At 62.2% G+C, this 20068-nt stretch carries 18 protein-coding genes; 4 read left to right on the top strand and 14 right to left on the bottom strand.

The genetic code is table 11. The annotated features are described in order from the left end of the window. Window positions 1–66: 66 nt before the first annotated feature. The 11 genes from KVY02_RS02395 to ffh form a co-directional block, all read right to left on the bottom strand. Window positions 67–684: a YitT family protein gene (locus KVY02_RS02395; RefSeq protein WP_016916005.1), complete on the bottom strand. Its 618-nt coding sequence runs from the start codon at window positions 682–684 to the stop codon at window positions 67–69. A gap of 70 nt (window positions 685–754) precedes the next feature. After that, the gene (locus KVY02_RS02390; RefSeq protein ID WP_026001960.1) at window positions 755–2545 is read right to left on the bottom strand and encodes a single-stranded-DNA-specific exonuclease RecJ; all 1791 of its coding nucleotides are present in this window, start codon (window positions 2543–2545) and stop codon (window positions 755–757) included. A 6-nt stretch (window positions 2546–2551) separates the two neighbouring features. After that, the gene (gene thrC, locus KVY02_RS02385; protein WP_016916003.1) at window positions 2552–3940 is read right to left on the bottom strand and encodes a threonine synthase; all 1389 of its coding nucleotides are present in this window, start codon (window positions 3938–3940) and stop codon (window positions 2552–2554) included. Between the two features lie 2 nt (window positions 3941–3942). Continuing rightward, entirely contained in the window at window positions 3943–5259 is a 1317-nt protein-coding gene (locus KVY02_RS02380; protein ID WP_039183386.1) for a homoserine dehydrogenase, read from the bottom strand. An 85-nt stretch (window positions 5260–5344) separates the two neighbouring features. After that, window positions 5345–6091 (bottom strand): DsbC family protein, encoded by a 747-nt coding sequence (locus KVY02_RS02375; RefSeq protein ID WP_256357551.1) that lies wholly within the window; start codon window positions 6089–6091, stop codon window positions 5345–5347. A gap of 19 nt (window positions 6092–6110) precedes the next feature. Next, a complete protein-coding gene (gene xerD / locus KVY02_RS02370; protein WP_016916000.1) occupies window positions 6111–6992 on the bottom strand; it encodes a site-specific tyrosine recombinase XerD in 882 nt (293 codons plus the stop codon). Window positions 6993–7096: 104 nt separating this feature from the next. Continuing rightward, entirely contained in the window at window positions 7097–7453 is a 357-nt protein-coding gene (gene rplS, locus KVY02_RS02365; RefSeq protein WP_016915999.1) for a 50S ribosomal protein L19, read from the bottom strand. Window positions 7454–7602: 149 nt separating this feature from the next. Beyond that, entirely contained in the window at window positions 7603–8379 is a 777-nt protein-coding gene (gene trmD, locus KVY02_RS02360; RefSeq protein ID WP_144984778.1) for a tRNA (guanosine(37)-N1)-methyltransferase TrmD, read from the bottom strand. 89 nt (window positions 8380–8468) lie between these two features. Continuing rightward, the gene (gene rimM / locus KVY02_RS02355; RefSeq protein WP_016915997.1) at window positions 8469–9014 is read right to left on the bottom strand and encodes a ribosome maturation factor RimM; all 546 of its coding nucleotides are present in this window, start codon (window positions 9012–9014) and stop codon (window positions 8469–8471) included. A 57-nt stretch (window positions 9015–9071) separates the two neighbouring features. After that, a complete protein-coding gene (gene rpsP, locus KVY02_RS02350; RefSeq protein ID WP_009098555.1) occupies window positions 9072–9320 on the bottom strand; it encodes a 30S ribosomal protein S16 in 249 nt (82 codons plus the stop codon). Window positions 9321–9621: 301 nt separating this feature from the next. Next, entirely contained in the window at window positions 9622–11049 is a 1428-nt protein-coding gene (gene ffh / locus KVY02_RS02345) for a signal recognition particle protein (protein ID WP_081193952.1), read from the bottom strand. A 257-nt stretch (window positions 11050–11306) separates the two neighbouring features. Between ffh and KVY02_RS02340 the strand changes: the two genes are divergently transcribed. Further along, window positions 11307–12092 carry a cytochrome C assembly family protein gene (locus KVY02_RS02340; RefSeq protein WP_218314245.1) on the top strand — a complete coding sequence of 262 codons (786 nt, stop codon included), beginning with the start codon at window positions 11307–11309 and terminating at the stop codon, window positions 12090–12092. Window positions 12093–12161: 69 nt separating this feature from the next. Next, complete coding sequence (locus KVY02_RS02335; RefSeq protein ID WP_218314244.1) at window positions 12162–13436, top strand: HlyC/CorC family transporter; 1275 nt, start codon at window positions 12162–12164, stop codon at window positions 13434–13436. Between the two features lie 5 nt (window positions 13437–13441). Here KVY02_RS02335 and KVY02_RS02330 read toward each other — a convergent pair whose 3' ends face one another. Together KVY02_RS02330 and KVY02_RS02325 are read right to left on the bottom strand one after the other, a co-directional pair. Next, window positions 13442–14047: a 1-acyl-sn-glycerol-3-phosphate acyltransferase gene (locus KVY02_RS02330; RefSeq protein WP_371317414.1), complete on the bottom strand. Its 606-nt coding sequence runs from the start codon at window positions 14045–14047 to the stop codon at window positions 13442–13444. A gap of 53 nt (window positions 14048–14100) precedes the next feature. Then, window positions 14101–14715 carry a TetR/AcrR family transcriptional regulator gene (locus KVY02_RS02325; RefSeq protein ID WP_218314243.1) on the bottom strand — a complete coding sequence of 205 codons (615 nt, stop codon included), beginning with the start codon at window positions 14713–14715 and terminating at the stop codon, window positions 14101–14103. A 199-nt stretch (window positions 14716–14914) separates the two neighbouring features. Here KVY02_RS02325 and KVY02_RS02320 point away from each other — a divergent pair, with 199 nt between their 5' ends. Together KVY02_RS02320 and KVY02_RS02315 are read left to right on the top strand one after the other, a co-directional pair. Next, the gene (locus KVY02_RS02320; protein WP_218314242.1) at window positions 14915–15601 is read left to right on the top strand and encodes an SOS response-associated peptidase; all 687 of its coding nucleotides are present in this window, start codon (window positions 14915–14917) and stop codon (window positions 15599–15601) included. Beyond that, complete coding sequence (locus tag KVY02_RS02315) at window positions 15601–18444, top strand: insulinase family protein (protein WP_218314241.1); 2844 nt, start codon at window positions 15601–15603, stop codon at window positions 18442–18444. Before KVY02_RS02320 ends, KVY02_RS02315 begins: the two co-directional genes overlap by 1 nt. A 13-nt stretch (window positions 18445–18457) precedes the next feature. On the opposite strand, the gene sbcB is transcribed toward KVY02_RS02315, so the two are convergent. Further along, complete coding sequence (gene sbcB / locus KVY02_RS02310; protein ID WP_081138816.1) at window positions 18458–19951, bottom strand: exodeoxyribonuclease I; 1494 nt, start codon at window positions 19949–19951, stop codon at window positions 18458–18460. Window positions 19952–20068: the final 117 nt, after the last annotated feature.

The following is a 20068-nucleotide window of genomic DNA, read 5'->3' as shown; positions in this document are numbered from 1 at the left end:
TCAATCTTGCGGGTATCGCCGTCATTGGCTTGATCGTCTGGTGGTTTTGGCTTAACTAGCAACCGCTTAGCTAACCCCGATATAACGCCCTGGCTTGTGGTTCAGGGCGATAATCAAGTTGAGCATCAGCGCCCCCAACACCGAGTAGCCTACGCGGTCTAGGGGTAGCTGGGTGAGTGCCACCAGCAGGATCACGGCGTCGATTCCCAGCTGCACAAAGCCTGCCCGCAGGCCATGCTTGTCTTGCAGGTAGAGCGCCAGAATGTTGATGCCGCCAAGGCTGGTGCGGTGGCGAAACAGCATCAGCATGCCAATGCCCATCAGCGCGCCGCCCATCACGGCGGCGTACAGCGAAGGGACGCTTTCAAAACTGACCCAGCGCTGGGTCAACTCGGAAAATAGCGAGACCAGGCCAATGGCGGCAAAGGTACGTAGCGTAAAGCTCCAGCCCATGCGCTTGATGGCCAGATAGTAAAACGGCAGGTTGATGGCAAAGAACCACACACCGAACCCCCATCCGCTCAGGTAATTCAGCAGCAGCGCCATCCCGGCGGTGCTGCCTGTCAGCAGCACCGCGTGGGTATACAGGGTGACTCCCAGCGCCACGAACAGCGTGCCCAGCAGCATCGCCATCACGTCCTCGTAGGGCTTGTGGGGGTCCTTGGGAAGATCTTCCATACGCATCGATGCGTCCTTTTTAGGATTGTTGGAGCGGCCGGGGCATCGGCCAAGGACGCGAGGATAGCGGAGCGCGTCAAACGGGGCTAGCGTGCTCCACCATCAACTGCAGTGCCTCGCGACCGCGCCAGCGGTTGCGGTTGAGCTTGTAGGCACAGTGCAGGGTGTCGCCCACCCCAAACGAAGGCAGCTCGCCCGGCGTCAGGGCGCGAAACCAGATCGCCTTGCTGGTCACCGCTCCCATGGAAAGCTCCATCATCAGATGCGAGCCTTCGGCTCCCACCGGGCGCAGCGCCTCCACGATGAAGCGTCCTTCGAACAGCGGAGGTTCGAACTCCCGGCCATAGGGGCCCAGGGTCTCGATCTCTTCCAGCGTGGCCAGGCTAAGCTGGGCCGTTGACAGCTCGCCATCGGTCCATAGGCGAGGGTAGAGCGGCATGTTGCCCAGTTGCTCGCCAACGGCCTGCAGAAAAGCCGCCTTGAAGGCCACCAGCTGCTCCCTGGGCACACCGACCCCTGCGGCACCGCGGTGCCCGCCAAAGCGCGGCAGCGCCTCTGGTGCCAGCTCGAAGGTTCTTTGCAGCGCGTCGCGCAGATGCAGGCCGTCGATGGAGCGGCCAGAACCGGTCAGCATGTTGGGTGCAGCGGCCCGCGTCAGTATCAGCGCCGGACGGCCATAGGCCTGTACCAGGCGGGAAGCGACGATCCCTTGCACGCCGGGGTGGCCGTCTTCCAGCAGCACCACGATAGCGGGCTCATTGGCCTCCAGAGCCGCGACCGCCAGCGCCTTGGCTTCCTCGGTCATGTCGGCTTCGATGGCCTTGCGCGACTGATTATCCTGATCCAGCACCTCCAACTGCCGATTGGCGACGCCGTCGCTCTCGGCCAGCATGAAGTGCAGCGCCGCATAGGGGTCGTCCAGCCGCGAGCGGGCATTGATGCGCGGGCCCATCTGAAACGCCAGGGTTTCGGCGTTGAACGGGACACTGTCGGCCCCTAACCGCGCGGCCATGGCGCGCCAGCAGGCGGCATCCATACGGTTGATCAGGGTCAACCCATGGCTGACCACCGCTCGGTTGGCAGGGCTGCCCCCCAACGAGACGCAGTCGGCCACCGTGCCCAGGGCCACGTAGGAGAGCCAGGGCGAGAGCTTGGGGGTGGCATCCGGCAGCGCGCCCCACTCCACCAACACGCTACGGGCCAGTGACATCAGTAGCCACGCCACCATGCAGCCTGCGATGGTTTTATCCGGATAGCGACAGTCGCTGCGGGTGGGGTTGACGCAGGCGTAAGCCGAGGGCGGCGGGCCTTCCAAGGGCAGCGCATGGTGGTCGCTGACCACCACGTCGATCCCCGCCGCTTTCAAGCGCGCGATCCGCGGCTCGTCGGAGCTGCCACAGTCGGCGGTGATCACCAGTGTGGGCAGCGGCTTCAAGCCGAGCGTACGCTCCACCAGCGGTAGGCTGATGCCATAGCCATCGTGAATACGGTGGCCAATCAGGCTGTGCAGCTTATGCTCGGGCACGCCAAACAGCTCGACCAGAGTGCGCCGGATGACCACATGGGAAGTGATGCCATCGACATCGTAATCGGTCAGGATGCCGATGGACTCGCCTTCGGCGACGGCCTGGGCGATACGCTCCGCGGCGCGCCGACCATCGGCCAGCTTTTCAGGGTGCACCAGATAGCGCAGGCTGGGCGACACCAGCGGTGTCAGTTCGCCGGTATAGCCGGGCAGCCGCGACGCCAACAGGCGTGCCTGCAGCTCGCTTAGCCCTTGCGCCTGGGCGCGCATGTAAACAGCCTCGTCCAGGGGACGAGGCTCGAGGCGAGGATGACTGGCTGAGAGGGGTGACACTGTCGTCATGCCACCTCAGCGACGGTTGTCGGCAACGAACTGCTGCACCGCACCCAGCTCCGCCGGCAGTACGGTGTAGCGCTCTTCACGCTCCAGCAGATCGTTCATGTGCGTGGGTAGCGGCACGCCCTGGAAGCCCGCCTTGACCACGGCTTCGGCAAATTTCGCCGGGTGGGCCGTGGCCAGGGTGATCATTGGCGTGGTGGTATCCTGACGCGCCCGCTCCGCCGCGCGATAACCGGTGGCGGTATGGGGGTCGAGAATCTCACCCGTGCGGCGATGGGCTTCGCGAATGACTTCCAGAATCGTGGCGTCATCCACGCTGTAGCTGGCGAATTTTTCCCGCAGCTTGGCCAGCGGCGCATCGGCCAGCGCCGTGGGCTCCTGCTGGAAGCGCTCCAGCAGGGCGGCCACGGCGTCGCCATCACGCTCGTAGGCATCGAACAGCAGACGCTCGAAGTTGGACGACACGACGATATCCATGGAGGGCGCTAGCGTGGCAGCCAGCTCCTTTTTGGAGAAGTCGTTGGCCGCCAGGGTACGATGCAGAATGTCGTTGGCATTGGTGGCAATGATGAACTGCTTCACTGGCAGCCCCATCTTGTAGGCCATGTAGCCCGCAAAGACGTTGCCGAAGTTGGCCGATGGCACACAGAAGCTCACTTCCCGCTGCGGTGCGCCCAGTGCGACCCCGGCGGCCACGTAGTAGACGATCTGGGCCATGATGCGCGCCCAGTTGATCGAATTCACCGCCACCAGCCGGGTGCCGTTCAGGAAGCCCTGGTTGGCAAAGCTGGCCTTGACCATGGCCTGGGCATCGTCGAAGTTGCCCTCGATGGCCACGTTGAACACGTTGTCTGCCAGTACCGTGGTCATCTGACGACGCTGCACTTCCGACACGCGGTTGTGGGGGTGCAGAATGAAGATATCCAGGTTGTCGCAATGGCGGCAGCCTTCGATGGCCGCCGAGCCGGTATCCCCGGACGTGGCGCCCATGATCACCGCACGCTCGTCACGCTTTTTCAGGAAGTGATCCAACAGCCGCCCCAGCAGTTGCAGTGCCACGTCCTTGAACGCCAGCGTGGGCCCGTGGAACTGCTCCAGCAGGAAGTGGTTGGCGTCGAGCTGCTTCAGCGGCAGCACCGCGTCGTGATTGAACGTGGCGTAGGCATCGGTGACCAGGCCGTGGAACGTCTCGTCGTCGATCTCGCCGTTGACGAAGGGCTTCATGACCCGGAAGGCGATCTCGGCATAGGAGAGCCCGGCCATGCTGGCCAGCTCTTCACGGCTGAAGGTCGGGACGCTTTCCGGCACGTAGAGGCCGCCGTCGCTGGCCATGCCGGTGAGCACGACTTCCTCGAACGAGAGCGCAGGGGCCTGACCGCGAGTACTGACGTAGCGCATGCTCACTCTCCTTCGTCCAGGGCTTCCACACGAATGCGGGTGACAGGGCCTGCAATATCGGCCATGGCTTCGATCTCGCGGATCGCTGCGTTCATCTGGCGCTCTTTGGTGCGGTGGGTCAGCAGAATGATCGGCACCAGCTCGCCTTCGGTGGCTTCTTTCTGGATCAGCGCTTCGATGGAGATGCCCTGCTCGGCGAGAATCGTCGCCACCCGCGCCAGCACACCAGGACGGTCCACCGCCAGCAGGCGCAGGTAGTAGGCCGTGGTGATCTCTTCCATGGGCATGATCGGCAGCTGGCTGACGTCTTCGTCGATGCCGCTGAACGCCAGGTAAGGCACTCGATAGTGGTGGTCGGTGGCGATATCACGTGCCACGTCCAGCAGGTCGGCCACCACGGCTGACGCCGTTGGCTCGGCACCGGCACCGGCACCGTAATAGAGCGTCGGGCCCACGGCGTCGCCCATGACCGCGATGGCGTTTTTCACCCCGTGGACATTGGCCAGCAAACGCTCTTTTGGAATCAGCGTGGGATGCACCCGCAGCTCCAGCCCTTGATCGGTACGCTTGGAGATCCCCAGGTGCTTGATCACATAACCGAGGTTGTCGGCTTGCTCCACGTCTTCGGCGGTGATCCGCGAGATGCCTTCGGTAAAGGCTTTTTCAAACTGCAGCGGCACGCCATAGGCGATGGAGGCCAGAATGGTCAGCTTGTGCGCCGCATCGATGCCTTCCACGTCGAAGGTGGGGTCGGCTTCGGCATAGCCAAGCGCCTGGGCCTCGGCCAGCACGTCTTCAAAGGCACGGCCCTCGTCCCGCATGTGGGTCAGGATGAAGTTGCCGGTGCCGTTGATGATACCGGCCACCCACTCGATACGGTTGGCACCCAGCCCCTCACGCAGGGACTTGATGACGGGAATGCCGCCAGCTACCGCCGCCTCGAACGCCACGATCACGCCCTTTTCGTGGGCCGCACGGAAGATCTCGTTGCCGTGCACCGCGATCAGCGCCTTGTTGGCCGTCACCACGTGCTTGCCATTGGCAATGGCCGTCAGCACCAGCTCACGGGCGATGTCGTAGCCACCGATCAGTTCGACGAGCACGTCCACGTTGGGGTTGTTGGCCACTTCGAACACGTCGGTGGTGGCGTTGATGCCGGTAATATCACAGTCAGCATGAATACTGCGGTGAGCGACCTGTTCGATGACGATGGGACGGCCCGCGCGGCGACTGATATCGTCCGCATTACGCGTCAGCACGTTGAACGTGCCACCACCAACCGTACCTAGCCCACAAATGCCTACTCTTACCGGTTTCAAAATACTTCCCCTTTCGTGTTGGGCACCCGCGGGTGCCGCTTCTTAAATCAGTGTCTCAGCGTGTCCGTTCGTCACTTATGTGACGTTATTCATCTTCCAAGCCTAACATGGCAACGAGCCGCTCGGGGGGTACAAATCCAGGCACCATTTGCCCATCGGGCAGGATAATAGCTGGCGTGCCTTGCACCCCTAGCGCTTGCCCCAAGGCGTACTGATCTGCCACCGGGTTATCGCAGCTGGCTTCTGCGGCAATCGTCTGGCCCTCTTTAGCCTGATTCATCGCTTCACTGCGGTTATCAGAGCACCAGACTTGCTGGAGGGTGTTAGCGGCGCCACTGCCCATACCAGCTCGTGGAAAAGCGAGATAGTGTACCGCAATCCCACGTTCGTTGAGCTCGGGCACGGTCTCATGGAGGCGCTCGCAATAGGGGCAGGTGGGGTCGGTAAACACCACCACCGTGGCCTTGGGCTCACCGACGCCGCGAAAGATGACACGTTCGTCTTCGGGGATGGCGGCCAGCGCCTCGGCCCGCTGCTGATTGCGCGACTGCTCGGTCAGGTTGACCAGCCCATTATCGGCGTTTTCAAACAGATCCCCCACCAGAAAGTGGCTGCCATCGGCATTGGAGTAGAACGACTCACCGCTCTCCAGGCGCACATGGTAGATGCCCTCCATCGGCGTGACGCTGACCTGCTCCACCGGCATCGGCTGGCCATTGACACTCAGGCTTTCGGCCAAGCGGTCGGCCGTGGAGTCCGCCAGAGCCAGCGAGGGCAGCAGGCTGATTGCCAGCACCCACCAGGGGGCACGGGACGCTACACATTCAGGCATACGTTGACGCATTCTTTTCTCAACCTCTTGGATGGTGATCGGCATGCAGCTGCTCCAGGCGCGCCTGGGCAACGTGCGTATAAATTTGCGTGGTCGATAGATCGCTATGACCCAGCAGCAGCTGTACGACACGTAAATTGGCACCATGATTCAATAAGTGGGTGGCAAACGCATGACGCAGCGTATGCGGCGACAGTGGCCTCGAGATACCGGCCGTGATGGCGTGGGCCTTGATACGGTGCCAAAAGGTCTGGCGGGTCATGGCTCGGTCACCACGACCGGGAAACAGTGCAGGCCGCGTCGGGTCCTGCATCAAGGCAGGACGCGCCGTGCGCAGGTAGCGCTCCAACCACTCGGCAGCCTCTTCTCCCATGGGCACCAGGCGATCCTTGTCGCCCTTGCCTCGCACCCGCACCACTCCTTGGCGCAGGTTCACCGCATCGCCGGTCAAACCCACCAGCTCGGAAACCCGCAACCCACAGGCGTACAGCAACTCCAGCATGGCGCGGTCACGCACGCCCAGCGGCGTTTCGATGTCCGGCGCCAGCAGCAGCCGCTCCACTTCGTCTTCTTCCAGCGTGTTGGGCAGGCTGGGGCGCACCCGTGGCAGCGCCACGCGGGCCAACGGGTCGGCATCGATATGCCCGTACAGCCGCGCCCAGCGATAGAAGCTGCGCAGCGACGACACCAGGCGCGCATTGCTGCGCAGCTGATACCCCTGCTCACGGCGCTGGTCGAGCCACACGCCCAGGCGGTCCGGCGAGGCCGTCAACAGCGTCTCGCCCTCCTCCGCCAGCCACTGCTGCCAGGCCGTCAAGTCTCGACGGTAGGCCGCTAGCGTATGGTCACTGGCGCCCTGCTCTAACCACAGAGCATCCAGATACGCATCGATCATGCTCATACGCAAACGGTCTCATGCTAGAACGATAAACAAAAACCCCGCTCCGCAAAGCGGTAACGGGGTTTTCCGTATCCGAGCGCCAAGCGCCCGTGAAAGCGTGGTGATTAAACCAGCTTTTCCTTGATACGTGCAGATTTACCGCTACGCTCACGCAGGTAGTAAAGCTTGGCTTGACGAACGTCACCGCGACGCTTGACTTCGATGGAGTCAACCAGCGGGCTGTAAGTCTGGAAAGTACGCTCAACGCCAACACCGTGAGAAATCTTGCGCACGGTGAAAGCGGAGTTCAGGCCACGGTTACGCTTGCCGATGACCACACCTTCAAACGCCTGCAGACGCTCGCGAGTACCTTCTTTTACTTTAACCTGAACGACAACGGTGTCGCCCGGTGCAAAAGCAGGAATCTCTTTGCTCATTTGCTCGGCTTCGATCGCCTGGATCACCTTGTTCTTGCTGCTCATCTTCATGCTCCTAAATAACGTAGTGGTTTGCCGCGCAGTTGTGGAAGGGGCAAACCGTGATCCCGGCGCTCGAAGCGAGCCACGCGGGAGTCGTTATGGGTGACACAGGTGCGCTGGCCAACGCCTTCGCCCTGCACCGCCGCCATCCTCTAGGGTGTCGTTGTCGACACCACAGACGAGGCGTGTTCCTCGATGAACTCATCCAGCAGCCGTTGCTGCTCGGCATTCAGGGTACGTCCGCTCAGCAGGTCAGGTCGACGCTGCCAGGTACGCCCCAGAGACTGCTTCAACCGCCAGCGCTTGATGGCGGCATGGTTACCGCTCAACAGCACGTCAGGCACTTTGCGCCCGTCGATCACTTCCGGGCGAGTATAGTGCGGGCAGTCCAGCAGGCCGTCGTTAAACGAGTCCTCGATAGCGGAGTCCTGATGACCCAGTACACCGGGTATCAGCCTTGCCGCTGCGTCGATCAGTACCATGGCCGGCAGTTCGCCGCCACTGAGCACATAGTCACCGATCGACCACTCTTCATCGATGTCACTCTCCACCACACGCTCATCGATACCTTCATAGCGCCCGGCAACCACCACCAGGGGTCCTGCGGCGGCCAGCGCCTGAACTCCCTGCTGATCGAGCTTGCGCCCCTGGGGCGACAAGTAGATCACGGTGGGCGTCAAACCGGTTGCCTGCTCCGCGCGCTGGCGGGCATCGGCAATCGCAGCCCTGAGGGTATCGACCTTCATCAGCATGCCGGGGCCACCCCCGTAAGGGCGATCATCGACACTGCGATGGCGGTCGGTGGCGTAGTCGCGTGGATTCCAGAACTCCAGGGCAATCTGCTGCTTCTCGACGGCTCGACCGATCACACCCTGCTGGGTAATCGCATCGAACATGTCAGGGAACAGTGATACCACGCCAATCCACATGGCGGGCGCGTCTGTCGCACTTTCCACGGGTGCCGGTGAAGTCATCGTCGCATCCGTTTCCGTTCGTTCCGTCAAAGCGTTCTGGCTCATCAAAACTCGGGGTCCCAGTCGACGACCATACGGCCCTCTTCCAGGTGGATCTCAACGATCACGTCATCGGGCAGGAAAGGCAACAATCGCTCTCGCTTGTCGATTGCGTCGTCGTCTCCACGTACCACCATGACATCGTTTGCGCCGGTCTCGAACAGGTAGCTGACCCGTCCCAGCCGCTCGCCTGACTGAGTAAAGACCGCGAGGCCCTCGAGCTCATGCCAGTAATACTCATCGTCGGAAAGCTCGGGCAGTGCGTCCTTGGGCATCAGAATGTCCGCCTGGGCCAGCGCTTCGGCCGCCGTACGGTCATCGACCCCTTTCAGTTGCACAACCAGTCCCTTGCCTTGCCGACTGCCCTGAACGACGCGCATGGGGGTCAACGTATTACCTTGACGCACCCACCACTCAGGGTATTCCAGAATGCTGTCCATGGGATTGGTATAGGAGTAGACCTTCAGCCAACCTTTGATCCCGTGAGGGCTGGTCAGCTTACCAAGCACAACGTGCGTGTCGTCAGTCGGGCTGGTTTCAAAACGCGTCATTGACGACCACTCCACAACAGCATTGATGAACGGCGATATCTCACACAACGCTCAGGCTTACGCCTGCTTGCGTGCTTCCTTGACCAGCTCGGCAACGCGACCAGACAGCTGGGCGCCTTGGCTCTGCCAGTGAGTCACACGGTCCAGATCAACGCGCAGACGCTCTTCCTGACCACGGGCAACCGGGTTGAAGAAACCGATACGCTCGATGAAACGGCCGTCACGGGCGTTGCGAGAGTCGGTCACGGTCAGGTGATAAAAGGGACGCTTCTTGGCGCCACCACGTGCCAAACGAATGGTAACCATACGATAACTATCCTTCGGTTGAGGTTACGCGAGTGGGGCATAGCGCCAATGCGCTATCAGAACACTCGTCATACTGTTTTCTTGGTGCTCCTGCCTCACCAGGGCTTGCGAAACGCTTGCCTGGCCCAGCAGAGGGCACCTTCAGGACCTTCATCCATGGAATATCGCCCAGTGCCAGAGCACTTTTCAGCAACACCCAAACATGAAGAGGCCGCATTCTACGCAAATGCGACCTGCTTGGAAAGCCTGACAGCCAGAAAACTCACAGGCCGTCAACCTTGCAAAGGGGCATCAGGCGGGCTCAGCGCCAGGGCAAACCACCCGGGCCACCCATTCCGCCCATGCCCCCCATACCGCCGGGGCCACCTGGGCCGCCGGGGCCTTTGCCCCCCATCATGCCGGACATGCCACGCATCATCTTCTGCATGCCGCCCTTCTGGCCGGCTTTCTTCATCATCTTTTGCATCTGCTTGTGCTGCTTCAGCAGCCGGTTCAGGTCCGGCACCTGCAGTCCGGCACCTGCCGCAATGCGGCGTTTGCGCGAACCGTTGATGATGTCGGGCTTGCGGCGCTCCTTGGGCGTCATGGAGTTGATCAGCGCCTCCAGCTTGCCCAGCTCCTTTTCTGGCCCGGGGCCCTGGGCCATCTCTGCCATCTGACCCATGCCCGGCAGCTTGCCCAACAGGCCGCCCATGCCGCCCATTTTCTTGAGCTGCTGGAGCTGGTCGCGGAAGTCTTCCAGGTCGAAACCATCGCCTTTCTTGACCTTACTGGCCAGCTTCGCGGCCTTGTCCTTGTCGACGGTGCGCTCGGCTTCTTCGATCAGCGACAGCATGTCGCCCATGCCCAGAATGCGCGAGGCTACGCGATCAGGATGGAAGGGCTCCAGGGCATCGACCTTTTCACCCACCCCCATGAACTTGATCGGCTTGCCGGTCACGTGGCGCACCGACAGCGCGGCACCGCCACGGGCATCGCCGTCGGCCTTGGTCAGAATGACGCCGGTTAGCGGCAGCGCTTCATGGAAGGCCTTGGCGGTATTCACCGCATCCTGACCGGTCATGGCGTCGACGACGAACAGCGTTTCCTGGGGTTCGATGGCTTTATGCAGGGCCTGAATTTCGGCCATCATGGCGTCGTCGATGGCCAGGCGGCCAGCGGTATCTACCAGTACGACGTCATGGAACTGAATTTTGGCGTGTTTGATGGCTGCCGTGGCGATATCCACCGGCTTTTCGTCAGAGCGCGACGGATAGAAATCTACCTGCACCTCTTTGGCGAGGGTTTCCAACTGGTCGATGGCCGCAGGGCGATAGACGTCTGCCGAAACCACCAGCACTTTCTTCTTTTCGCGCTCGCGCAGGTAGCGGGCCAGCTTGGCCACCGAGGTGGTTTTACCCGCGCCCTGCAAACCTGCCATCAGCACCACGGCAGGAGAGCCTTTCAGGGAGAGGCCTTCATTGGCCTCGCCCATGATGGCTTCCAGCTCCTGCTGGACGATCTTGACGAACTGCTGACCCGGCGACAGGCTCTTGGAGACTTCCTGGCCTACCGCACGTTCACGCACCCGCTCGATGAACGCCTTGACCACGGGCAGCGCCACGTCGGCCTCGAGCAGCGCCTTGCGCACTTCTCGCAGCGTGTCCTTGATGTTGTCGTCGGTCAGGCGCGCCTGACCCTTGATAGACTTCAGCGTCTGGGATAGACGCTCGCTCAAATTCTGAAACATGGGGCCTCTGCCTCCGTCGCTGTCGCCGGGTGTCTTCACCGGACGAATGTGACATCGATTATACGCGCTCACGCCGTCAGTCTCCATGGCCGCAAGCGTTGGCTAGCCATGACTGTGCGATGCTGCCATGATTCGTTATAGTAGCAGTACCGCTTTAGAAGAAGCGGCAGTGACCGGACCCTGCGACGTTTTGCAGAAACGTTTGGCCGGTCGCCACGTTTACCCCATGACGCGCTGCCAGGCGCACGGATAGCATCATGCAGGCGCTACCTTTCGCCACGATTGCCTTTGTACTCTACGTTGCTGCTGCCATCTGGCAGGGCATGACGCTGTTTCGCCGCGTGCCGCCACGCCAGGGCATGGTGCGCCTGTTGGGCGCCCTTGGCCTGCTGCTGCATATTCCCGTGGTGGTCAAGCTGGTGGGCGCCGCCCCCGGCTTCACCACCAGCGCCACGCTATTGATGGCCGTGGCGGTCAACGTGGTGCTGGTGGCCAGCCTGTTCAAGCCCGTCTTGAACGCCGGTATCGTGCTGTTTCCGCTGGCGGGCATCGCGCTCATCGTCGCCACCTGGCTGCCCAGCCAGGGTAGCCACAGCGGCTTGACCCCCGGTATCCTGCTGCACGCGGTCAGCTCGGCCCTGGCCTTCGCCGTGCTGGCCATCGCCGCCGTGCAGGCGGTATTGGTGGGGCTACAAAACCAGGCCCTGCGCCATCACCACATACGCGGCATCGTGCAGTCACTACCACCGCTGACCACCATGGAGCGGGTGCTGTTCGAGCTGGTGTGGGCGGGCATTCTGCTGCTCACGGTATCCATCGCCAGCGGCCTGATCTTCCTGGACAACCTGTTTGCCCAGCACCTGGCCCACAAGACCGTGCTGTCGCTGGGGGCCTGGATCATCTTCACGACGCTGCTGGTGGGCCGCTACCGTTTCGGCTGGCGTGGTATGCGCGCGGTGCGCTGGACCCTCGGGGGATGCGCCCTGCTGCTGCTGGCGTATTTTGGCAGCAAGTTCGTGCTGGAAATCCTGCTGAATCGCTAAGCGCTCCTTGACACGCTACCCGCATGACTCTACAAATCGAGCCTGACACGCCATAAAGGAACATTCGACTTGAGCGACGACTTCCCCCTGGGGTTACTGTTCGGCCTGCTAGCCTTGCTGATTTTACTGTCTGCCTTCTTCTCCAGCTCCGAAACGGGCATGATGTCGATCAACCGCTATCGACTCAGCCACCAGGCAAACAGCGGCGACCGCCGCGCCAAACGGGTCATGCGCCTGCTGACACGTCCCGACCGCCTGATTGGCGTCATCCTGATTGGCAACAACTTCGTCAACAACCTGGCCGCATCCATCGCGACCATCATCGCCATTCACTTTTTTGGCGATGTCACAGGGCCAGCCGTCGCGACGGCGTTACTGACCATCACCATCCTGGTCTTTGCCGAGGTCACGCCCAAGACCTACGCAGCCATCAAGCCCGAGCGCATCGCCTACCCCACGTCGGTAGCACTGGAGCCGCTGCTCAAGCTGCTCTACCCGCTGGTATGGCTGGTCAATATGGTCTCCAATGGACTGCTGAGGCTCGTTGGCGTGAAAAGCGTCGACAACGGCGGTGACAGCCTGACCCGCGACGAGCTGCGTACCGTGGTGCATGAAGCAGGCACCCTGATTCCTTACCGCCACCGGGCCATGCTGCTGTCGATTCTGGATCTCGAAAACGTCACGGTGAACGACATCATGGTGCCGCGGCATGAAGTGCTGGGCATCGATCTGGACGACTCCCTGGAAGAGATCCTGACCCAGATCCGCACCAGCCAGCATACCCGCTTGCCGGTCTATAAAGGCGATATCAACAACATCATCGGTATGCTGCACCTGCGCAACGCAGCACGCTTTTTATCTCGCGATGAAGTCACCAAGGCCGCCATCGTTCAGGAAGCGCGTGAGCCCTATTTCATTCCCGAGTCGACACCCCTGCATACCCAACTGCTGAATTTCCAGAAACAGAAGCGGCGTATCGGCATCGTCGTCGACGAGTATGGCGATGTGGAAGGACTGGTCACTCTGGAAGACATTCTGGAAGAGATCGTCGGCGAGTTCACCACCGACGTGTCCGAAGACGACGAGATTCATCAGCAGGACGATGGCAGCCACGTCATAGAAGGCACGGCCAATATCCGCGAGATCAACAAGATGCTGGGCTGGCAACTGCCCACCGACGGCCCGAAAACCCTCAACGGGCTGATTCTCGAACATCTGGAATCTTTCCCGGACGGTCCGGCCTGCCTGCAGATAGGCAATACACGGATGGAAATTCTCGAGATTCGCGACAACCTGATCACTTCCGCCCGCTGCTGGCAGAAGCACCGCCTGCCGCGTCGCTGACGCGGCTAGCGGTGTGCGATATCGCTATCGGCCGCGGCCTTGAGGGCCCTTACCCGGGTTTCCAGATAGCGACGCAGGGCAACACCTTCTACCTCCTGCACCGCAATAGGCGGGCCGAAGTGCAGGCTGACCGGCGCCCTGAACCGCGAAGGCCACTTCTTCAAGGCTTTGCCGCCGTGATGTGACGTCCAGGAGCCCCACAGCCCGGCCAGCCCGGCAGGAATCACCGGCACGTTGTCACGGGCCAGAATGGTCTCCAGCCCACGCCGAAAGGTGTGAATCTCGCCATCGGGGGTCAAACGCCCTTCAGGAAACACCATGACCACGTCGCCATCGCGCAGCGCCTTGCTGACTTCGTCCAGCGTCCGCCGCAGCGCGCCGGGACTATGGCGCTCCGACTCGATGGGAATGGCGCCTACCAGTTGAAACCACCACTTGAGCCAGCGGGACTCGAAGATGGGCTGGTCCATCACGAACCGCAGCGGTCGGGGGCTGGCGCCTCCCAGCACCAGAGCGTCCATGAAACTGACATGGTTGCACACCACCAGCGCCGCGCCCTGTTTCGGCACGTGCCCTTGCCCATGCACCGTCAACCGATAGCAGCCACGCATGGCAAGATAGATCAAACGACGTAGCAGGCGGCGCAGCGCCTTCACCCCTGCTGTCACGTCACCGCCTCCCGGTGCCGCAATCCGGCCAATACCGTGCTCATCAACTGCTCCAACAGCTCATCGACCTTCAACTGCTGCCCCTGCCAGTAGCCCAACCGCTCGTTCAATCCCAGTTGCACCAGGCCATGCACACTCCCCCACAGCGTACGCCCCAGACGGCGCGCTTCGAGGTCGTCCAGCGCGGGCTGGTACTGTTTCAGTGAGGTTTCCACCTGAGTAAACAGCGCCTCGATGAGATCGCTTTGGCGCTGATCCAGCTCACCCTCCTGGGCCAGCGGATAGTCGAACAACAGCTGCCAGCGGTAACAATCCTGCTCGGCAAAGCGCCAATAGGCATGCGCCAGGGCACGCAGCCAGGGTTCAGGGTCATCGGCCGCCAAGCCGGTAATGGTCTGCTGCAACCGGGCCAGGGTCTCAACGTTGACATGCTGCAACAGGTTATTGAAGCTGCCATATAACTTGAGCAGGGTACTGGGCGCACAACCCACCTCGCGGGCCAGGGCACGCAGTGATAGGCCATGAACTGGCTGCTGAGCCAACCACCCATCACAAGCGTGCATGACCTGCGTATGGAGGGCGTCGGGCGCATGCTGTCTGGGACGGGCCATGGCGATCTCTTAGGGTCAACGGCAAACAGGAAAGATTGCCTCATCGCGCTTTAGCGTGAGCAAGGACTACGATAGGATACCTTACATCGAACACTGTTTTCGACACTAAAACACGACATTTAACGTATTCACGCCGCTTACCCCGTTTTGACCTTGCCCAGTGGCAGTCAAGCGACCGCGTTGCACTCGAGGAGACCGCATGACGGGACGCCTACACGTACAGCGCTTACCGCTCGCTCGTCTATTGCCAGCGCTCACCTCGGCGGCGCCGCCGATCGAGTCGCCGAACATGGCCCCGCGCCAGCCTGTCTCTGCCATTCGCATGGCGCAGGGCCGCATGACGCTGTCACCGCTGTTCTGGGGTCTCACTCCCCCATGGCTGAAAGTGCTAGATCACGCCCCCCACTGTGCCAGGGCCGAAACCCTGAGCAAACGCGCCATGTTTCAGGAGGCGTTCAACGCCCGGCGCTGCGTGATCCCGGTGAGCGGCTTTTATGTCTGGAAGCCCCAGGCACGCAACAAGCAGCCTTATCTGGTGACCCACGTGCAGCGCACCCCCCTGCTGCTGGGTGCCCTCTGGTGCCGCTACCACACCACCTTGACGACCTATACCGACTCGACGGCCTTGATCAGCGTGCCGGCCAATGCCTGCCTGTCACCGCTGACCGACCGCCTGCCGGTGGTGATCGCCCCCGAAGACGTATCGACATGGCTGGACCCGAACACCGACCCCAGCCAACTGACACCGCTATTGATGCCGGCCCCTCTGGAACTGTTGGGCGCTTTTCCGGTATCAAGGCATGTGAACAACCCTGCCTTTCAGTCACCCTCCTGCGCGCATCCCGTTGGGCCCATGCTGCGCTGGACCGTGCCACAGGAGCTGTAATGCTGCGACTCATCCCTGCTTACCCGCCGCGCGTTGCGACGCGGCACATCGTCCTTGGCCTGTCTACAGGGCTACTTTGGGGGGCACTGCCCGCCACCTGGGCCGAAGAGAGCCCCATTGCCGACATCGTGACCCCCACCGTCAGCCCCTTCGACGAGCGTGACTACCGGGTACTGACGCTGGAAAATGGCCTACAGGCGCTGCTGGTCAGCGACCCCAGCGCCGACAAGGCGGCGGCCTCCATGAACGTGCGGGTCGGCAGTGCACAAGACCCGGAAGATCTGCAGGGGCTGGCGCACTTCCTGGAACACATGCTGTTTCTGGGCACCGAACCCTACCCCCAGTCGGATGCCTACCAGCGTTTCATTTCCGATAATGCGGGCTCCCACAACGCCTTCACTGCCCAGCAGGACACCAACTACTTCTTCGATGTCGCGCCCTCGGCACTGCCCGGCGCCTTGGATCGTTTCAGCGAATTCTTCCTCTCACCGCTGTTCAATGCCGACCAGCTGGAGAGCGAACGCAATATCGTCCACTCCGAGTACATGGCGCGCATACGTGATGAGTCGCGGCGCGAGAACGACGTCCTGAACCAGTTGCTCAACCCAGCGAACGCCACCACCGGCTTTGCCGTGGGCAGCCGTGACACCCTGGCCAACCCGCCAGAGGGCGAGGCGACGCTGCGTGAGCGGGTGATCGACTTCTATCATCGCTACTACGATGCCAATGTAATGAACCTGGCCGTAGTCGCTCCTCAGCCGCTGGACGAGCTGGAAAGCCTGGTGGTCGAGCGCTTTGCCGAGATCCCGGATCACGGTCTCAGCGTGCCGGTGATCGATGCACCGCTGGTGGATTCGGATACGCTCCCCCGCTATATCGAGCGTCAGTCACTGCAGGACCGCCGTCAGCTGCGTTTTTACTTTCCGATTCCAGACCCCACGGACGAGTACCGCACCAAGCCCACCCAGCTCATCTCCCATCTATTGGGTGACGAGAGCGACGGCAGCTTACTGGCCGTGCTCCGCCAGGCAGGACTGGCCGATGGGCTATCCGCCGGCGTGGGCCGCGGTGACGGCAACCACGCCCTGTTCACCGTCTCCATCAGCCTGACCCCCGCCGGGGCCGAGCGGCTGGACGATATCGAGGCTACCCTCTTTGCCGCCATCGAACAGGTTCGCGAAGAGGGCCTGGCCGAATGGCGCTATGAGGAACAGCAGCGGTTGAGCGAGCAGGCCTTCCGCTTCCAGCAGCACGGCGCGCCCCAACAGGAAGCCACGCGCCTGGCCATGAGCCTTTCGCGCTACCCTGTGGAAGACGTGCAGTACGCGCCGTATCGTATGGATGGCATGGATAGCGAGCGTCAGCAGGAGTATCTGGATGCGCTGACACCTCAGAACATGCTGCGTTTCTACTCCGCCCCGGATATCGAAAGCGAACAGGTCTCGCCCTGGTTCAATACCCAGTGGCGCGAGCAGAAGCCTGCACAGCCGGGCCGGGCCCTGGAGGGCCTGGCGCTGGCAGAACCCAACCCCTTCATTGCCGAAGACCTGACGCTGCAGCCCGGCCAGGACGAGCGCCCCTCCTCGCTCATCGACACAGAGACCTTTGCCGCCTGGCACATGCAGGATAGTCGATTCAACACGCCCAGCGTCGAATGGCGGGTCAGCCTGCAGCACCCCAGCGCCAGCTACTCAGCCGAAGAAGCGGTGCTGACACGCCTGCTGGCCAGCTGGCTGAACGACAGCCTCAACGAATCGCTCTACCCCGCCTGGCTGGCAGGGCAAGCCTTCAGCGCCTACCCCCATGCACGCGGCATCACGCTGTCGTTTTCGGGTTGGCGGGATGGGCAAACGCCGCTGATCGAGCAGGCCATTGCGCAACTCAAACAGGCCGACATTTCGGCAAGCGCCTTCGAGCGCGTGCGTTATCAGCTGCAACGCGAGTGGCGTAATGCACCGCAGGGATCGCTCACCGGGCAGGCCAGCCGCGCGCTGGGCGAAGCCCTGCTGACCCCGCAGTGGTCCAGTGCCGAGCTGCTGGAAGCAAGCCAGCGCCTGGAGAAACAGCACCTGGACAACTTCCGGCGCCGCTTCCTGGGCAATCTGTACATCGACGCCATGGCCGTGGGTAACCTGACCGCCGACCAGGCACGGGAGCAGGCCAGTCTGATCCGCGGCGCCCTGACGCCGCGCCTGAGCCGTGACGACATTCCTGCCCTGCTGCCGCTGCGGGTGGCCGATGACGCCACCACGCTACAGCCTCACAGCACTCGTGAAGAGTCGCTGGTACTCCGCTACCTGCAAGGGCGCGATCAGAGCCTCGAAGAGCAGGCACGACTCAGCGTTCTGGCGCAGTGGCTGGATACGCCGTTCTACCAGCAGCTGCGTACCGAAGAGCAGCTGGGCTATATCGTCAATGCGGGCTACTCACCGCTACTGGAAGCACCGGGGGTTGCGCTGATCGTGCAGTCGCCCGATGTGGATAGCGCCACGATTGCCGAGCGCATGGATGACTTCTTGCACCAGGCGCAAGCGCGCCTCGAGGCGCTGAGCGATGAGGAGCTGGCCGCGCACCGTCAGGCCGTGCACGACCGGCTGCGCCAGCGGGACACCAGCCTGCAGGGCATGGCCAACCGCTACTGGCAGGCCACGGCACTGGAAGAGATTCGTTTTGACCGCCGCGAGCGGCTGGCCGAGCTGGCACTGGACGTTACCCCGGAAGCGCTGCAGACACTGTGGCCCGAGCTGCTCGGCCATCGTCTGGACATCCGCTTCGACCCAGGTGACGCGCCCAGCGACATCACCGCCTACCGCAACGCACGCGCCTCCTTCAACGAGCGCTAGCCTTCCACCCCGCTCAGGCGTCGAACGCCTGGGCGGGCATCATGGCCTCCACGTACATCACCAGCTCTTCCAGTATCTGCCGCTCATGGTCACTCAGCGACTGCTGATTGTAACGTTCGATTTCTCGAGCAAACGCCTTCAAGGTAAACCCGGATAACGCCGGATCGTTCATGCGCATCCAGCGAAAAGCTTCCCACTGCTCACGCTCATCGCCTTCCAGCGTTTCCGGATAGCTACGGGCGCGGAAGCGGAACAGCATCTCTTCCAGACGCGGATCCTGAAAGGCAAAGCGCTGACCCACCAGATCCCATGGCTCCATGGCCAGCACGCTTTCCATCTGCTGGCGGTCTGCCGCCGAGAAAAAGCTGCCGGCGTACAGCATCAGGTCAGGGTCCTGGGGCGATGCGTCATGCTTGGCATCAAACACCTCTCTGACCTTCTGGGCCACCCCGGCGGCAGCGCGCAGGGTTTTCCAGTGGCCTCGGCAGGCCTCGATATCCACACCCAGCCGGGCAGCAATCGCCCCGTACTCTCCCTTGTGCTCACCCTCGATATCCTTGAGCACCGTGGCTGGAAAGACCACCGGGCAGCGGTTGATGTGAATCACTTTGAGGGGAATACGCGCCTCGCCTTCAGAAAGATCCTGCTGGCTGACGAACACCCGCTCACGAATCTGCTCGGCACTCAATGAGAGCAGGTCGTCCGGTGCCACGCTCAGGTCATAGACGATCACCCCGTTGGGGTTGGTGGGATGCTCGGCCAAGGGCATGACCAGGGCGCTACAGCCACGACTGGCCGGGTAGCGGCGCGAAATATGCAGCAGCGGCTTGGCATTCGGCAGATCCAGCTGCTGGGCCACCGCCCGTTTGCCGCGCAGGCCCAGCAAGTAGTCGAACAGCTTGGGATTGCGCGTCTTGAGCAACCTTGCCAGGGCAATGGTGGCACGCACATCGGCCACCGCATCGTGGGCCCCTTCATGGGCAATGCCGTTGGCCGCCGTCAGATGCTCCAGTTTGAAGCTGGGTGCGCCATCGTCACGTAGCGGCCACTCGATACCCTCCGGGCGCAGCGCGTAAAAAGCCCGTACGACGTCGATCAGGTCCCAGCGAGAATTGCCGTTCTGCCACTCACGGGCATAGGGGTCGAGCAGGTTGCGGTAAAACAGGTGGCGGGAGACTTCATCGTCGAAGCGCAGGCTGTTGTAACCCGCGACACAGGTGCCCGGCTCGCTCATGGCGCGCTGTACCTGCTGGGCAAACTGGGCTTCCGGCAGCCCTTTGCGACGGGCTTTCTGAGGCGTGATGCCGGTAATCAGACAGGCTGCCGGATGCGGCAGGTAGTCGTCGGCGGGCTTGCAGTAGAGCTCGATGGGATCGCCGATTTCGTTGAGCTCGGCGTCAGTGCGCAGTGCCGCAAACTGGGCAGGCCGATCACGGCGTGGGTCAGCACCGAAGGTCTCGTAGTCGTGCCATAGAAAACTGGCCGGGGCGGCATGGGATGGCGCCATGAATGCATACTCCCTTGAGCGAAATCCCCCACCCACAGGCAACGCCCATGCGGGTCGGGTGGGAACAAAAGCTCAAGACTAGCACACCCACGACGCCTATCGCCGCTACATCGCCCA

This window comes from Halomonas sp. 18071143 (genome assembly GCF_019211725.1).
Taxonomy (GTDB): Bacteria; Pseudomonadota; Gammaproteobacteria; order Pseudomonadales; family Halomonadaceae; genus Vreelandella; species Vreelandella stevensii.
Note: the sequence above shows the minus strand (reverse complement) of the source record. Positions and strands in the feature narration are given on the sequence as shown.

What these genes read in the sequence shown, in the direction of transcription:
- KVY02_RS02395 (WP_016916005.1), bottom strand. Translation starts at nt 684, where the DNA reads ATGCGTATGGAAGATCTTCCCAAGGACCCCCACAAGCCCTACGAGGAC.
- KVY02_RS02390 (WP_026001960.1), bottom strand. Translation starts at nt 2,545, where the DNA reads ATGACGACAGTGTCACCCCTCTCAGCCAGTCATCCTCGCCTCGAGCCT.
- thrC (WP_016916003.1), bottom strand. Translation starts at nt 3,940, where the DNA reads ATGCGCTACGTCAGTACTCGCGGTCAGGCCCCTGCGCTCTCGTTCGAG.
- KVY02_RS02375 (WP_256357551.1), bottom strand. Translation starts at nt 6,091, where the DNA reads ATGCCTGAATGTGTAGCGTCCCGTGCCCCCTGGTGGGTGCTGGCAATC.
- xerD (WP_016916000.1), bottom strand. Translation starts at nt 6,992, where the DNA reads ATGAGCATGATCGATGCGTATCTGGATGCTCTGTGGTTAGAGCAGGGC.
- rplS (WP_016915999.1), bottom strand. Translation starts at nt 7,453, where the DNA reads ATGAGCAGCAAGAACAAGGTGATCCAGGCGATCGAAGCCGAGCAAATG.
- trmD (WP_144984778.1), bottom strand. Translation starts at nt 8,379, where the DNA reads ATGTGGATTGGCGTGGTATCACTGTTCCCTGACATGTTCGATGCGATT.
- rimM (WP_016915997.1), bottom strand. Translation starts at nt 9,014, where the DNA reads ATGACGCGTTTTGAAACCAGCCCGACTGACGACACGCACGTTGTGCTT.
- rpsP (WP_009098555.1), bottom strand. Translation starts at nt 9,320, where the DNA reads ATGGTTACCATTCGTTTGGCACGTGGTGGCGCCAAGAAGCGTCCCTTT.
- ffh (WP_081193952.1), bottom strand. Translation starts at nt 11,049, where the DNA reads ATGTTTCAGAATTTGAGCGAGCGTCTATCCCAGACGCTGAAGTCTATC.
- KVY02_RS02340 (WP_218314245.1), top strand. Translation starts at nt 11,307, where the DNA reads ATGCAGGCGCTACCTTTCGCCACGATTGCCTTTGTACTCTACGTTGCT.
- KVY02_RS02330 (WP_371317414.1), bottom strand. Translation starts at nt 14,047, where the DNA reads ATGCGTGGCTGCTATCGGTTGACGGTGCATGGGCAAGGGCACGTGCCG.
- KVY02_RS02325 (WP_218314243.1), bottom strand. Translation starts at nt 14,715, where the DNA reads ATGGCCCGTCCCAGACAGCATGCGCCCGACGCCCTCCATACGCAGGTC.
- KVY02_RS02320 (WP_218314242.1), top strand. Translation starts at nt 14,915, where the DNA reads ATGACGGGACGCCTACACGTACAGCGCTTACCGCTCGCTCGTCTATTG.
- KVY02_RS02315 (WP_218314241.1), top strand. Translation starts at nt 15,601, where the DNA reads ATGCTGCGACTCATCCCTGCTTACCCGCCGCGCGTTGCGACGCGGCAC.
- sbcB (WP_081138816.1), bottom strand. Translation starts at nt 19,951, where the DNA reads ATGGCGCCATCCCATGCCGCCCCGGCCAGTTTTCTATGGCACGACTAC.